The 14,214-nt window shown below is 68.4% G+C and carries 16 protein-coding genes (1 of these 16 only partly in view); 7 read left to right on the forward strand and 9 right to left on the reverse strand.

Annotated features, from left to right (window positions below):
* On the forward strand, positions 1-1,368 hold the 3' portion of the coding sequence (locus NT132_RS11095; protein WP_366940399.1) for an MFS transporter. 72 nt of this gene lie to the left of the window's left edge; the window shows 1,368 of its 1,440 coding nt (coding positions 73-1,440); the start codon falls outside the window, past its left edge; the stop codon is at positions 1,366-1,368.
* A gap of 27 nt (positions 1,369-1,395) precedes the next feature.
* Here NT132_RS11095 and NT132_RS11100 read toward each other — a convergent pair whose 3' ends face one another.
* From NT132_RS11100 to NT132_RS11120, 5 genes are all read right to left on the reverse strand, one after another.
* Positions 1,396-2,031, reverse strand: a complete 636-nt coding sequence (locus tag NT132_RS11100) for an NAD(P)-binding domain-containing protein (RefSeq protein WP_297788625.1) — start codon at positions 2,029-2,031, stop codon at positions 1,396-1,398.
* 8 nt (positions 2,032-2,039) lie between these two features.
* The gene (locus tag NT132_RS11105; protein WP_297788628.1) at positions 2,040-2,507 is read right to left on the reverse strand and encodes a GNAT family N-acetyltransferase; all 468 of its coding nucleotides are present in this window, start codon (positions 2,505-2,507) and stop codon (positions 2,040-2,042) included.
* Positions 2,504-3,484, reverse strand: coding sequence for a hypothetical protein (locus tag NT132_RS11110; protein ID WP_297788631.1), 981 nt, complete (start codon positions 3,482-3,484; stop codon positions 2,504-2,506). Before NT132_RS11110 ends, NT132_RS11105 begins: the two co-directional genes overlap by 4 nt.
* A 59-nt stretch (positions 3,485-3,543) precedes the next feature.
* Positions 3,544-4,503 (reverse strand): alpha/beta hydrolase, encoded by a 960-nt coding sequence (locus NT132_RS11115; RefSeq protein ID WP_297788634.1) that lies wholly within the window; start codon positions 4,501-4,503, stop codon positions 3,544-3,546.
* Positions 4,504-4,623: 120 nt separating this feature from the next.
* Positions 4,624-5,181 (reverse strand): MarR family winged helix-turn-helix transcriptional regulator, encoded by a 558-nt coding sequence (locus NT132_RS11120; protein ID WP_297788637.1) that lies wholly within the window; start codon positions 5,179-5,181, stop codon positions 4,624-4,626.
* 121 nt (positions 5,182-5,302) lie between these two features.
* On the opposite strand from NT132_RS11120, the gene NT132_RS11125 reads away from it, so the two are divergent.
* The 5 genes from NT132_RS11125 to fabG all read left to right on the forward strand — a co-directional run bounded on the left by NT132_RS11125 (position 5,303) and on the right by fabG (position 8,932).
* The gene (locus tag NT132_RS11125; RefSeq protein ID WP_297788640.1) at positions 5,303-5,899 is read left to right on the forward strand and encodes a hypothetical protein; all 597 of its coding nucleotides are present in this window, start codon (positions 5,303-5,305) and stop codon (positions 5,897-5,899) included.
* A 168-nt stretch (positions 5,900-6,067) separates the two neighbouring features.
* Positions 6,068-6,826, forward strand: coding sequence for a GntR family transcriptional regulator (locus NT132_RS11130; RefSeq protein ID WP_297788643.1), 759 nt, complete (start codon positions 6,068-6,070; stop codon positions 6,824-6,826).
* 51 nt (positions 6,827-6,877) lie between these two features.
* On the forward strand, positions 6,878-7,702 hold the full coding sequence (locus tag NT132_RS11135) for a glucose 1-dehydrogenase (protein WP_297788646.1): 825 nt from the start codon (positions 6,878-6,880) through the stop codon (positions 7,700-7,702).
* Positions 7,703-7,709: 7 nt separating this feature from the next.
* Positions 7,710-8,186 carry a MaoC family dehydratase gene (locus tag NT132_RS11140; protein ID WP_297788649.1) on the forward strand — a complete coding sequence of 159 codons (477 nt, stop codon included), beginning with the start codon at positions 7,710-7,712 and terminating at the stop codon, positions 8,184-8,186.
* Positions 8,183-8,932, forward strand: coding sequence for a 3-oxoacyl-ACP reductase FabG (gene fabG / locus NT132_RS11145; protein WP_297788651.1), 750 nt, complete (start codon positions 8,183-8,185; stop codon positions 8,930-8,932). The genes NT132_RS11140 and fabG overlap by 4 nt, the downstream gene beginning before the upstream one ends.
* A gap of 20 nt (positions 8,933-8,952) precedes the next feature.
* Here the strand turns inward: fabG and NT132_RS11150 are convergent, their stop codons facing one another.
* The 4 genes from NT132_RS11150 to NT132_RS11165 are packed head-to-tail and all read right to left on the reverse strand — an operon-like array spanning position 8,953 to position 13,476.
* On the reverse strand, positions 8,953-9,711 hold the full coding sequence (locus tag NT132_RS11150; protein WP_297788654.1) for an enoyl-CoA hydratase-related protein: 759 nt from the start codon (positions 9,709-9,711) through the stop codon (positions 8,953-8,955).
* A 38-nt stretch (positions 9,712-9,749) separates the two neighbouring features.
* Positions 9,750-11,237 carry an NAD-dependent succinate-semialdehyde dehydrogenase gene (locus NT132_RS11155; RefSeq protein ID WP_297788657.1) on the reverse strand — a complete coding sequence of 496 codons (1,488 nt, stop codon included), beginning with the start codon at positions 11,235-11,237 and terminating at the stop codon, positions 9,750-9,752.
* Complete coding sequence (locus NT132_RS11160) at positions 11,234-12,655, reverse strand: CoA-binding protein (protein WP_297788661.1); 1,422 nt, start codon at positions 12,653-12,655, stop codon at positions 11,234-11,236. The genes NT132_RS11155 and NT132_RS11160 overlap by 4 nt, the downstream gene beginning before the upstream one ends.
* A 23-nt stretch (positions 12,656-12,678) precedes the next feature.
* A complete protein-coding gene (locus NT132_RS11165; protein WP_297788664.1) occupies positions 12,679-13,476 on the reverse strand; it encodes an SDR family oxidoreductase in 798 nt (265 codons plus the stop codon).
* 113 nt (positions 13,477-13,589) lie between these two features.
* On the opposite strand from NT132_RS11165, the gene NT132_RS11170 reads away from it, so the two are divergent.
* Positions 13,590-14,214: CoA transferase (locus tag NT132_RS11170; protein ID WP_297788667.1), on the forward strand; the 625-nt coding region annotated here is incomplete at its 3' end.

A 14,214-nucleotide genomic window follows, 5' to 3' on the forward strand; every position in this document is an offset into this window, starting at 1 on the left:
GGGGCACTCGGGCCGATGGGAGCGCTCTTCCAGGAGTCCGCGCCGGACCGCGTGGTCCCCCGCAGACAGGTGTGGTCGTGGGCGATGTGGGACTGGGCGACGCAGCCGTTCAACTCCGTCATCCTCACCTTCGTCTTCGCGTCGCTCTACCTCGTCTCGGACTCGTTCCTGCCGCCCGAGATCGCGGCGCTCGATGCCTCCGACCCGATCAAGGACCGCGCGCTCGCAGACCTGTCGAGCGGCTACGGGCTGGCGACGACGATCGCCGGCATCCTGATCCTGATCCTCGCGCCCGTGCTCGGGCAGACCGCCGACCGCTCCGGACGCAAGAAGCGGTGGCTTCTCGCCTTCACCGTGCTGCTGGCGCTCGCGCAGTTCGGATTGTTCTTCGTGCAGGCCGAGCCGTCCTTCTTCTGGCTCGGCGCGACCGTCCTGGCCGTCGGCGCGGTGGTCTCCGAGATCGCGGGCGTCAACTACAACGCGATGCTCGTCGAGGTCTCCACCCCGCGCACGATCGGACGCGTCAGCGGGCTCGGTTGGGGCCTCGGGTACATCGGCGGCATCCTCGCCCTCACGATCGTGGTGGTGCTGACCTTCGCCGACTGGTTCGGCATGGACACCTCGAACGGCCTCGCCTACCGGCTCATCGCGGTGGGATGCGGCGTCTGGACGCTGCTGTTCGCCATCCCGCTGTTCCTCAACGTGCCCGAGGCGCCGGCGCTCCCCGGCGTTGCCCGGGTGGGGTTCTTCGCCGGCTACGTGACGCTGGTGAAGGACGTCGTGGCGCTCTACCGCACGCACCGGCCGACGTTCTGGTTCCTGCTCGCGAGCGCGATCTACCGGGACGGCCTCGCGGCGGTGTTTGCGTTCGGCGGGGTGCTGGCGTCCGTGTCATTCGGGTTCTCGCCGACGCAGGTCATGATCTTCGGCATTGCCGCGAACATCGTCGCCGGCATCTCGACGATCCTCGCCGGCCGTGCCGACGACCGGTTCGGGGCGAAGGCGGTCATCGTCGCGGCCCTCACCGGGCTCGTCGTCATGGCGGTGGCCCTGTTCGCCCTGCGTGACGTGGGGACGATCGTGTTCTGGATCGGCGGGCTGATCCTGTCGGCGTGCGTGGGACCCGCACAGGCGGCCAGCCGGTCGCTGCTCGCCCGCGTGACGCCAACCGGCATGCAGGGCGAGATCTTCGGTCTCTACGCCACCACCGGCCGGGTCGCGAGCTTCATCGCGCCGGCCATGTGGACCATCTCGATCGCGATTTTCGGTTCGACGATCTTCGGCGTCCTCGGCATCGCGGTGGTGCTTCTCGTCGGGCTCGTCCTGCTGTTGCTGGTGCGGCTGCCCGCCCCTCCCCGCGCCCGCTGAGCGCGGGGCGGGGAGGGCGAAGGCACGTCAGCGCTCGGCGCGGGCGAGGTTCTCGCGCAGTTCGTCGGCGTTCTGCCGCACGACGTAGGCGGGACGATCCCGCTCGACGCGCCAGCTCTCCGAAAGCGGACCGATGTTCACGGTGTCGAACCCGAACGCGTCGTACAGTGCGGTGACGAACGCGACCGCCTCCGCCGAGTCGCTCGAGGTCGCCAGCGCGCGACGGTTCGGCGTGCCGGCGGGAGTCCCGTCGGTGAGGATGTCGCCCCACATGATGTGGTTGAAGGCCTTCACGACGGTGGATGCGGGCAGATGCCGTGCCAGCATCTCCGAGGTGGTGGTTCGTCCCTCGTCGAGTTCCGCGATGTGGCCGTCGCGCTCCCAGTAGTAGTTGTTGGTGTCGAGCACCGTCTTGCCGGCGAGCGGCTCGACGGGCACCTGCTCCAGCGCCTTCAGCGGGACCGTGACAATCGCCCAGTCCGCGGCGGCCGCCGCCTCCTCCGCCGTCGCCGCGGTGGCCCGCGGGCCGAGCTCCGCGACCAGGTCGCCGAGCGTCTCCGGGCCGCGGGAGTTGGCGATCACCACGTCGTATCCGCGGTCGACCAGCCCCTTCGCGAGGGTGGATCCGATGTGTCCTGCTCCGATGATTCCTACTGTGGTCATAACGGTGGTCAACCCGCGGCGGGCAGAGGAATTCCCGCGGCGCGGCGCATCGGCAGGTGCGGGATGTCGTCCTCGACGAACTCGCGTCCGTTCACGACGAAGCCGAAGCGGCCGTACCAGGGCGCGAGATGGGCCTGGGCATCGAGGTCGATCGGATGCTGCGGCCACCGCTCCGCGGCCCGCTTCACCGCCTGCCGCATGAGCTCTGCGGCGAGTCCCCGCCCGCGAGCCGAGACCGCGGTCGCGACCCGTCCGATGCGGGCCGCATCCGGGTCGCGCAGCAGCCGGAGCGTCGCAAGGATCTCCCCCTCCTCTTCGACCCAGAAGTGCTCGGTGTCGGGTTCGTCGTCGCGGCCGTCGAGCTCGGGATAGGCCGCGGCCTGCTCGACGACGAACACGTCGACCCGGAGCTTCAAGAGGCGATAGAGCGTCTGCGGCGCGATATCGGGCAAGGACTCCCGGTGGGACGTGATCATCGTGGCGGCGCCCCTTCCTCGGACAACCGCATCAGCATACGGGCGGCGCAGTATCGGGCACGGCCCAGGGGCTCCCGCGGGTCGTACCCGAGGCGGTCCCGCAGGTGGGCATGACGTTCCTGCACACTGCTGTGGTGCATGCCGAGGCGGGCAGAGGCCGCGCGGATGCTCTCCGTCTCGGACACGGCGTCGAGGATCCGCAGTGACTCGTCCAGGGCGGCAAGCGCCGCGACGTCCGGGTGTGCGGCAGCGTGCGCGTCACCCCACAGCATCCGGAGCACCCCGTAGTCCGCCGCGTGGACGACCTCGTTTCCCGAGGCAAGCCGGAGGGCGGTGAGCGCGTCGCCCCAGCCGCTCGGGGCGTCTTCCACGGGGACGTCAGCGATGCCGGCCGGACCCATCGCGACGACGGCGTCGACCGGCAGCAGCAGGATGCGGGCCGCCCCTCGCGCGGTGAGGATCACGGCGCTCGGCCCGCCGACCGGTTCCGCCGCGTCCGCGGGCAGCGCCGCGATCCGCAGCGGGTGCCTTCGGTCGAGTCGCAGCCGATCCGCGAGGCGGGAACGTTCCGCATCCGGGCGCTGCGGGTCGATGAGCGCCTCCAGCGCACCGGCCGGGGAGACCTGCCCGGTGGAGGCGACGATGGCGGCGGACAACGCGAACCGTTCCAGGATCATCGCGTCGTTCGCGTGCGCGGGTCCCTCCCGTTCGATCCAGACGAGCGGTCCCGCGGGTGTCCGGGCGTGAGGCCAGGCGCCGGGCTCCCCCGCCTCCCGTGCACGCACGCCGTCGGGTCGCACGCGCAGCGAAGGCTCACGGGTCACTCCCGCGGCCACGCCGCTGAGAACCGCCGCGGCCCTGGCGATCGATTCCATCCCGGCCCCGCCCGCGACAAGGGCATCGAAGTAGGCGATCACGCGGAGGGATTCGGTGGCCTCCGGATCGAGGGCGGTGAGGCGCCCGGCGAGTTCCTGCATGGCAGCTCCTTCGCTGTGCAGGTCATCCTATTGCGGGGCAGGCCGGGCGCCTTCCCGGCTCAGGAGCCGATGACCCGGTCGAGCCAGCGTTCGCGGGCGCCGATCATCTCCTGTGCCAGCCGGGCCTGGGGCACGAATCCCTCGAACCCGTGGAACCCGCCCGGCCAGACGTGGAGCTCCGCCTGTCCTCCGGCCGCCCAGATCGCGGTGGCGTAGGCGACGTCCTCGTCACGGAACACCTCGGCACTGCCGCAGTCGATGAACGCGGGCGGCAGGCCGGACAGGTCGGTGGCCCGAGCCGGGGCGGCATAGATCGAGACGTCGTCTGTGCCGCGGCGGTCGCCGAGCAGCGCCGACCAGCCGAGGATGTTGCTGCCGCGGTCCCACACTCCCTCGCCGTCGATCTGCGCGGTAGAGACGGTCTCGTCCCGGTCATCGAGCATCGGGTACATCAGCATCTGCGCACACAGGCGCGGTCCCTGGCGGTCGCGGGCAAGCAACGCGACCCCGGCGGCGAGCCCCCCGCCGGCACTGCCACCGGCGATGAGCAGCCGGTCGGCGTCGATGCCCAGTTCCTCAGCATGCTCGGCGGTCCAGACGAGAGCCGCGTAGCAGTCCTCTACCGGTGTCGGATCGGGGAATTCCGGCGCGAGGCGGTACTCCACGGTGACGAGGACCGCGTTTAACCGCACGATCGCGTCGAAGAACGCGGTCACCCCCGTCCAGCGGTCGCCGATGATCATCCCCCCGCCGTGGGTGTGGAAGATACCGGGGCCCGTGCCGGTTCGCCCGACCGGCTGGATGACGGTCACCTCGATCTCGTCACCGCCGTATCCGGGGATGGTGGCGGTGCGTGACTCGATCCCCGCTGCCGCGAGGTCTTCAGGACCCGGCGACAGCAGCGGTGCGGAGCGCAACGCGGGGATCATCTCGGCGGTGAGGGTCGACGGAAGCTGCTGCGCGATCAGCGCGAGCGCCCCTTCGAGTTCGGGATCGAAGGGCGGGCGAACAGCGGTCATGGGAACTCCTTTGTCCTCGTCGCATCCTTGCGACACCACCATGCTCCCGCGGGATGCGGCCGCACCGGACCCGCCATCCGTGGCCAGTCCGGCGCCGACCCGCCCGCCGAGCGGCGGGTGTCAGCGCGGCCAGGCCTCGGCAAACTTGGTGATCAGGCGCGCGAACTCGGCCCGCTCCGCATCCGTGAATCCGTTCAGCGCGGTGGTGATGGTGTCGCGCCGTTCCCCGCGGAACCCGCGGACGAGCGAGCGGCCCTGGTCGGTCAGGGCGATGCGGGTGCGTCGGGCGTCGGCGGGGTCGGCCTCCCGGCGCACGAGGCCCATCTCGACCCCCTGCTGCACGAGCCGCGAGGCGCGCGGCTGGTCGACACCGATCGCGTCGCCCAGCTCGCTCACCGACAGCGGGTCGGATGCGGCGGCGAGCGCCTCCAGCATCCGCATCCGCGCGGGCCCCGCGAGACGACCGTGACCACCCTCGACCCACGGCGGCGGGCCCGGGGGAAACCCGCCGCCCCAGGGACTGAACCCGCCGCCGGGCGGGAAGTGTCCGTGGCGGCCGCGGCCGTGCCCGGTGTCGCCGTCCTCACCAGGGCGCGGACGGCGTCGGCCCCGCAGCCGGGCGAGCGCCGCGAAGATCTGCTCCACCGGGTCGTCCGGCGCTGTCCCGTCTGTCGTCATGGAATCAATTTACATGCGACTTGACATGTGAATGGATTACATGTCACACTGCATGTACATGCGATATGACAAGTATCGCCGCAACTGCCGGCCCCCGCACGGCAGAACGAAAGGATTACCCATGACAGAGAACACCGAGAACACCGAGAACGGCGCCGCAGAGCGCCGGCTGCACTTCTGGCTCCGCGCTGCGAGTCGCGCGGTTCGCACCCAGTTCGCTCAGGCCGCACGCGGCGGAGCGGACAACCCGGCGGCGGTCGCCGCCGACATCGACGCCCGCATCACCGCAGCGGTCTCGCCCGAGGACTACGCCACCACGGCCGCCTCCCTCGAGAGCATCGCCCGCGAGCTGGGGTGGGATGAGAGCGCGCCCGGCGCCGGCGAGCACGGCCGCGGCTTCGGCCGTGGATTCGGCTTCGGCCCGGGCTTCGGTCCGGGCGTCGGCTTCGGGCCCGGGTTCGGCGGCTTCGGCCCCGGCTTCCGGCCTGACCGGGATGCCGATACGGACGCCGACGAGCGCGGCCACGGCCACGGCCGTCGGTTCGGGCGCGGCTTCGCACCCCAGGGAGGAATGCCGCCGTTCGGCGGTCACCGCGGACACCGTGGACACCGGGGCGGACGCGGCTTCGGCCACGACGCATCCGGCGACCCGCAGGCAGCCGAGGCGTCCTTCGAGCGCGGCTTCGAGGCGGGCTTCCGCGCCGCGGCGCGGCCGTAGCGGCTCCCGCACACGGACACGGGGCAGGGCATCGTCGATGCTCTGCCCCTTGTGGTGTCTCCGAGTGCGGCCATGCCGCCACGGAGCGTGGCGGTCCCTCATCCGGTGGTCAGTATGATGGACCTGCTCGACGTCGGCGTCCGCCGACCCTGCTACGTGAGGTGACCAGTGGTCGACAGCTCGCTCGCCCTCCCCCTGTACCACCAGGTCGCCGGTATTCTCCGCCAGCGCATTAACAACGGAGAGAACTCGGTCGGCGAAAAGCTCGCCTCTGAGGACGAGCTTGCAGCGGAGTTCTCCGTCAGTCGTGCGACCATCCGGCAGGCTGTGGGAGAACTGGTCGTCGAAGGCCTGCTCGTGCGCAAGCAGGGCAGTGGCACGTTCGTTCAGCCCAGGAATCCGAAGGTGCTGCAGCAGCGCTTCCGGGGATCACTGGGCGACCTGATCAACGAGTCCCATCTGGCGAAGACCCGCAATGTCACGATCACCCACGACGAGCGCCTGCCGGAGAAGATCGCGAGCGCGCTTCAGCTCGACGCCCCCCTGGGCACCGCGGTCCGCCGCACACGAATGATGAACGCCGAGCCCTTCGCGTACACGGTCACATATCTGCCGCCGGATCTCGGAGTCCTGCTCACCCCTCAGCGTCTGCGAAAGAGCGCGCTGATGGAGATCCTCATCGACGAGGGGATCCATCTGACCAGCGCGACGCAGTCCATCCGGTCGCAACTCGCCGACGCCGAGGTGTGCGACCGCATCGACGTGGGGATCGGCGCGGCGGTCCTGTACGTGGAGCGTCTCGTCAGTGATCGGGCGGGCCGACCCGTCGAGTTCGTGCAGACGTGGTACCGCGGCGATCGCTACGAGTTCTCGGTGAACCTGGACCTTTCGGAGGCCGGGGAAGCTTTATACAAGAACCTGGCGTAGCGCAGGTCGTATGGACGTATTGATGTCCATACGAATTTTGATACGCTGCATATGCGTGCCGCGAGCCTGAAGGACAGCGTCGTCAGTCGGTGCGCCGCAACGGAGTGCATCGTGACTCAACCAGAATTGTCCGGCCAGGTCGCCCTCGTCACAGGTGGTGGCGCGGGGATCGGCCGAAGCATATGCCTCGACTTGGCAGCGGCCGGGTGCGCAGTGGTCGTGATCGATCGCGCCGATCCAACGGCCGTCGCCGAAGAGATCGCCGCTGGAGGCGGGCGAGCACTCCCCGTGACGGCGGACGTGACGGTGGAAGGCGACATGCGCGCGGCTGTGGATTCGGCCACGGCCGAGTTCGGCGGGATCGACGTGCTCGTCAACAACGCGGGCGTGTTCGCGTCCTTGACGAACGGCCCTTTCGAAGAGATCCCGGTGGACGAGTGGCGCCTCGCGATGGACGTGAATGTGCTCGGGACCTTCCTCGCGACGCGGGCTGCTCTGCCGGCTTTACGGGCGCGCGGCGGCGGGCGCGTGGTGAACATTGCATCCACGACCGCCCTCAAGGGCACGGCCTTTCTTCTCCACTATGCGAGCAGCAAGGGCGCGGTGCTTGCGATGACGAAAGCGCTCGCCCGAGAGCTCGGAGATGACGGCATCCTCGTCAATGCCGTCGCACCCGGCTTCACCGTGACCTCCGGCGTCGAGTCCAACCCCGGACAGGTCGCGGGGATGCGCGACAGGGCACCCGGCGGCCGCGTGCTCCGTCGCGAGATGAGCCCGGACGATGTCGTGGGGGCGGTGCGCTTTCTCGCCAGCCCCTCCTCTGCGTTTATCACCGGTCAGACCGTCGTCGTCGACGGCGGCGCGTACTTCCACTGACGCCCCCATGCGCATCATCTCCCTCGATGACCTCGATGCGATGAAGGGTCAGGAGCTCGGTGTCAGCACATGGTACGAGGTGGACCAGCGGCGCGTCGACGCGTTCGCCGTGGCCACCGAAGACGAGCAGTGGATCCACACAGACCCTGAGCGGGCGACCGCAGGCATGTATGGCGGCACGATCGCGCATGGGTATCTCATCCTGTCTCTGCTCCCTCGTCTCACCAACGATGCCTACCGCATCACGGGCGTAGGTACGCGCGTCAACTACGGGCTCGATCGCGTCAGATTCCCCGCACCCCTGCGCACCGGTTCGCGGGTGCGTCTGCGGGCAGAGCTCGTGAGCGGCGAACAGATGGCCGCGGGCCTGCGCATCGCCGTCCGCAACACCGTCCAGATCGAGCAGAGGGAACGCCCCGCCTGCGTCGCCGAGACGCTGACGCTCCTGTTACCGGAGTCGTCGGCAGAGAGAGAGAACGCATGACCGAGTTGCTGCTCGACGGCCGGACCGCCGTCATCACCGGAGCCGCCCAAGGCCTGGGCTACGCGATCGCCGAGCGGTTCGCCTCAGAGGGTGCTCGCATCGTGCTCGGCGACATCGACGGGGCAGCCGCGGCGGCGGCCGCATCTCGCCTGGGCGTGGGGGACCGCGCAATCGGCGTGGCGTGCGACGTCACGTCATACGACGACGTGGAGGCGCTCGTCCGCGCGGGCGTCGACACGTTCGGCAGTCTCGATGCGATGGTGAACAACGCCGGGATCACGCGGGACGCAACTATGCGGAAGATGCGCGAGAGCGACTTCGACCTGGTCATCGAGGTGCATCTGAAGGGTACTTGGCTCGGCGTGCGGACTGCCGCCGGAGTGATGCGAGAGTTGGGTTCGCCCGGTTCGATCATCAACATGTCGTCGATCTCCGGCAAGGTGGGCAATCCTGGTCAGACGAACTACAGCGCCGCGAAAGCCGGCATCGTCGGTCTGACCAAGGCCGCGGCGAAAGAGGTCGGTTTCGCCGGTATACGCGTGAACGCCATGCAGCCGGGCATCATCGAGACGGCCATGACCGCGGGACTCGCCCCGGAGATCCGCGCGGCCCGGATCTCCGATGTCCCGCTTGGTCGGTTCGGGGATGCAGATGAGGTCGCCAAGGTCGCGCTATTCCTCGCCAGCGACCTATCGAGCTACGTCACCGGAACGACCATCGAGATCGCGGGGGGCCGTCACATCTGACGCCCCCGCGATCCGATGCGTCAGCGTGCGAGGAACGCCTCAATCGCGGCGTGATGCTCGTCCGTCGTATACGCGATGGCCTGCGCCTCTCCTCCGAGCGCAGCGATCCGATCCAACGGCGTCTCGAACGTGCGCGAAACGATCGATTTCATCAGGGCTATCGCCGCCTGGGAGTGTCCGGCGAAGAGGTCGGCGTACTCGAGTGTCTCCTCGATGAGGGCGCCGTCGGTCGCGAGCCGATCCACGAGTCCGACCCGAGCCGCCTCCTGTGCGTCCACGGTCCGCCCGGAGTAGATCAGCTCCTTGGTGAGCTGGAGTCCGACGCGGCGCGGCAGGAAGTACAAACTGCCTCCGTCGGGGACAAGGCCTCGTTTCACGAACGAGGACGCGAAGACCGCTTGCGGCGCGGCGACGACGAAATCGCACGCGAGGGCGAGGTCGAGACCCAGACCGACCGCGGCGCCGTTCACTGCGGCGATCGTGATCCGGTCACTGTCGTGAAGGGTGGAAACAAGGTCGGCTGTGCCTCGTTGCCGCTGCCATCCGTCGAACGCTACGCGACCCGGGCGAGCCGCCAACCGGTCTCGCATGGCCTTGATGTCGCCGCCGGCGCAGAAGGCAGAACCCGCCCCCGTGAGAACGATCGTGCGCACGTCGTCGTCCCCGGAGACCTGCTGCAACGCGGCCCGAATGGCTGCACGCATGCGGTCGTCGATCGCGTTGCGCGCTGCCGGACGATTGAGGGTCAGGATCGCGGTCGTGCCCTGGCGCGCGATCAAGACAGGTTCGTCGTCTTTCATCTGTTTCGCCCCGTTCGTCATCGGCGCGAAAGGCCGGCGAGATTGATGTACTTGAGCTCGAGCCAGTCGTCTATCCCGTACCGCGATCCTTCGCGGCCGAGGCCTGACTGCTTCACCCCGCCGAACGGCGCCTGCTCGTTCGACACCCGTCCGGAGTTGACCGCGACCATGCCGGTCTCGAGCGCCTCCGAGACCCGGAATATCCGCCCGACATCGTGCGTGTAGACGTAGGCGACGAGACCGTACTCGGTGGAATTGGCGAGTGCGATCGCCTCGTCCTCGTCGTCGAAGGCCGTGACCGCGGCAACCGGGCCGAACGTCTCTTCGTCCTGCCAGGGCAGCGTGTCGGTACCGACGTTGGTGATCACCGTCGGCTCGAAGAAGGTGCGACCGAGATCGCTCCGCCTGCCACCAGTAACCACTGTGCCTCCCCGGTCGATCAGATCTGCGACGTGTCGCTCGACCTTCTCCAGGCCTCCGGCATCGATGAGCGGACCCATCTCGACGCCGTGATCGAAGCCATTTCCCAGCGTGACCCGTTGTGTACGTTGCCGGAGCGCCTCGACGAAGTCATCGAGGATCCCGCGCTGCACCAGCACGCGATTCGCACCCGTGCAGATCTGACCCGCGTTGCGGTATTTCGTGGAAACGATGCCCTCGACGGCCTCATCGATACCTGCGTCGTCGAACACGATGAACGGCGAATTGCCGCCGAGTTCCAGCGAGAGCTTCTGAACGTTCCGCGAAGCCTGCGCCATGAGAAGCTTGCCGACCTCGGTGGAGCCGGTGAAACTCAGCTTTCGAACGGTGGCGTTCGTCGTGAATTCCGTGCCGATCGGCGGTGCGTCGTCGCTCGGCAGCATGTTGAGGACGCCGGACGGGACTCCGGCCCGTTCCGCCAGGCGCGCGAGCGCCAACGCCGTAAGTGGAGTCTGTTCCGCGGGCTTCATGACAATCGTGCATCCCGCCGCCAGCGCCGGCGCGGCCTTGCGCGTGATCATTGCGGCGGGCAGGTTCCACGGCGTAATGCCTGCCGTCACACCGATCGCCTGCTTGAGCACGATGATGCGTGCATCCGCAGTGTGCGATGGCACGACATCGCCGTACACTCGTCGGCCCTCTTCCGCGAACCAATCGAGGAATTGCGAGCTGTAGAGCACCTCGCCACGCGCCTCCGCCCACGGCTTCCCCTGCTCTGCGGTGAGGATGGAGGCGATGTCGTCGGCGTGGTCGCGGATGAGGTCGGCCCAGCGCCGAAGGATCCGGGAGCGTTCGATCGCGGGGCGCGCACGCCACGCGGGCAAGGCTGCCTCGGCGCGTTCGATCGCCGAACGCGCCGCCGATGCGTCCATCGACGGAAGTACGGCGATCACCTCCCCCGTTGCCGGGTTGCGGACGTCGAAGTGTTCCTCCGCTCCGACCCACTCGCCGTCGACAAAGGCGGCGGTACGAAGCAGATCCGTATCCTGGAGGCGATCGGTGAGTGACAAGACGTCGGCGGTCATGAGCGGCCTCCCGGGATCAGCGCGGCGAGCCCACGCGCCGTGCGATGTGAGTTCGTGTACCACGGCACGTTCATCGCGTTGAGGATGTCCACGCAGGACGGCGCGGGTTTCGTGTAACTGTAGATTGCAATCGGTACCGGGGACTCCGCAACGAGAGCGGCGAGAGCATCCTTCTCCGCAGCCAGGCGACCGGAAGATGAGAGAGAGGTCGTGAGCACAACCAGGTCGACTTCGCCGGAATCGATCAGCGCCCTCAGCGGCGTCACGAATGACCCTCCCGCAAGGAACTGGGCAGTGAGATCCACCGGGTTGACCGGCGAACCGTAGCTCGGCATGTGGCCGGCGAGTACCGCGCACGTGCTCTCGGACAGCGGGGGAACGTCGAAGCCCGCCTCAGACAATGCGTCCGAGAGCCAGACGCCCGCGCCTCCCGAGGTGGTGACGATGCCCACCCTCCGCCCCGCGACGGGCTTCGCCTTGCTGAGCGCTTGCAGCACATCGACGAGTTCATCGTTATCCGAGACCGAGACCGCCCCGACGCTCGCGAAGAGCTCTCTGTAGGCGTCGTGGTCCCCGGTCACGTGCTGCGTGTGGGCGAGGGCGCCCCGCGCGCCGGCTTCTGAGCGGCCCAGCTTGGCGACGACGAGATGTTTGCCGGCCGCCGCGAGTCGCACTCCCAGACGACGGAACTCCTCGCTGTCGCGAACGGCTTCGATGACCAGCACGACCGTCGTGGTGCGCTCGTCCTCCACCAGCAGATCAGCGATCTCCAGTGCGTCGACATCGATCTCGTTCCCGGTCGTGACGATGTAGTCGTACCCGAGGCCGACATCGGTTCCCCACCCCGCGATGGCGAAGCCGAGACCACCGCTCTGCGACACGATCGCGATCCCGCCGTCCGTGAGGCGACTCCCGGACCGATGGATGTCCAGTACCGGGCTGAACGTCATGGGCGCGGAGGCCGGCAGGCTCGCGAGGCCCTCGCAGTTCGGCCCGATGATCCGCATCGAGCTTCCGGCGAGTCCGACCGCCACCCGGTTAAGCAGTTCCGCGCCCCGACCCTGCCCTTCACCGAACCCGGAACTCATGACGATTGCGATACCGACGCCTGCGCGCGCACAGTCTGACAGCACGCCCGGCACCAACGCCGCCCGCACCGCGATGAGGGCGATATCTACGACCTCTGGAACGTCGAGGATGGAGGCGTAGCTCTTCAAGCCCTGCACTTCGTCGCGCTCGGGATTCACGGGGTACAGGGTGCCCGCGTATCCGTAACTCGCGAGAAACCCGATGGGCCGTCCGCCCAGCGCCTCAGGGTTCGAGGACGCTCCGATGAACGCGATGCTCCTCGGATTCAGCAGCATCTCCATGCTCAATGGACGGTCCGGAGCGACGACGGTCGCAGTGCTGTGTTGCATGTCGGATCCCTCTCGATCGCGCATCAGAAGTAGACGGCGTCGCCGACGCCCCCGGTGAGAGCCACGACCTCGCCCGTGAGCGCGACCGACAGCGGAGAGGCGAGGAATGCGACGAAGTCGGCGATCTCTTCGGCGGTCACCAGGCGTCCCAGCGAGGTTCGTTCGGAGATCGCCGCCAGGTGTTCGTCGGGAGTGCGCCCTCGCCGCGCGGCCATCCGCTGGAGACGGCCCCCCAACTGGTCGGTGATCGTGGTGAACGGGTGCACAGCGTTCACCGTGATGCCGTTGCGGCCCAGTTCCATGGACAACACTTTGGTGAGGTTCACGACGGCCGAGTTGCGCGCACCGGCCGAGATAGCACCGGCTTCGCGCGAGGTGTGCCCGGCGAGATTGATGATGCGTCCGAACCCCGCCTCCTTCATGTGCGGCACGACCGCGCGGGACATGCGCAGGATGCCGACGAACTTGTCCTCGAACGAACGCAGGACGAATTCGTCGGAGATGTGACCGAAGTCCTCCGGCTCATTGCCCGACACCTCGGCGCCCGAGTTGACGAGGATATCGACGCCGCCGAACTCCTCGGCAACGTGGTCCACCATCGCCGCGACGGAATCCGCGTCACGAAGCTCGACCTGCACCGGCAGCAGGCGGCCGCCGCCCTCAAGGTTCATCGAGGCGATGGCGGCAGAAGCACGCTCGAGACTCCGGCTGCATACGGCGGTGTCGATGCCCTCCAGCGCGAACCGCCGAGCAATCTTGATCCCGATTCCCGCACTACCGCCCGTGACGATCGCGCGCTTGCCGAGGAGTTGCAAATCCATGGTGTCCCGTTCTCCGTAACCGGTCGGCCGCGCCGTTGCGGGCCGTCCTACGATCCATAATGTCATACGGACATCCGTATGTATTGAGATCTGCAGTATAGGATGACCGAGAAATGCTGTCCACCGGCCCGAGCCGGCCAGGAAGGAACGGTTTGCGGATGGAACATCCGAACACTCTGACGCGCGACGGAGCCGTCGAGGCGCCGCGCAGCTACCGCGCGGCGGACTTGCTCGACGACCTCATCGAGCGGGCCGGGCAGCCGCCCACATCGCTCACCGCGACGTTCCACGGATCCGATCCGGTCTTTCCCGCAACCTTCCCGATGGCGGAATTGGGTGCGGCGTCGATCGGAGCCGCGGCCGCACAAGCAGCTCGACTCTATGAGCTGCGTACCGGCGTGCGCCAAACCGTCGACGTCGACCTCGACGCCGCAGCCGCCGCGATGCGCGCGTGGCGCTACATCCAGGAGGTCCCCGCCAGGCCAGACAACGGCCCGCATCCCGTCGCGTTCTGTCGGACCGCAGACGAGCGGTGGCTCTTCCTGCATCGCATGGCCCCTCATCACCTCGATCGCATCCTGACCGTCCTGGGCTGCACGGACGATGAGGCGGAGATTGCGCGGGCGGTGGCATCGTGGGAGGGGGCTGCTCTGGAAGCGGCGATCATGGATGCGGGGGCGTGCGCGGCGCTCGTGCGCACGTCCGAGGAGTGGGCGGCGCACCCGCAAGGACGCGCCG

It is taken from the genome of Microbacterium sp., from assembly GCF_026393345.1.
GTDB lineage: Bacteria > Actinomycetota > Actinomycetes > Actinomycetales > Microbacteriaceae > Microbacterium.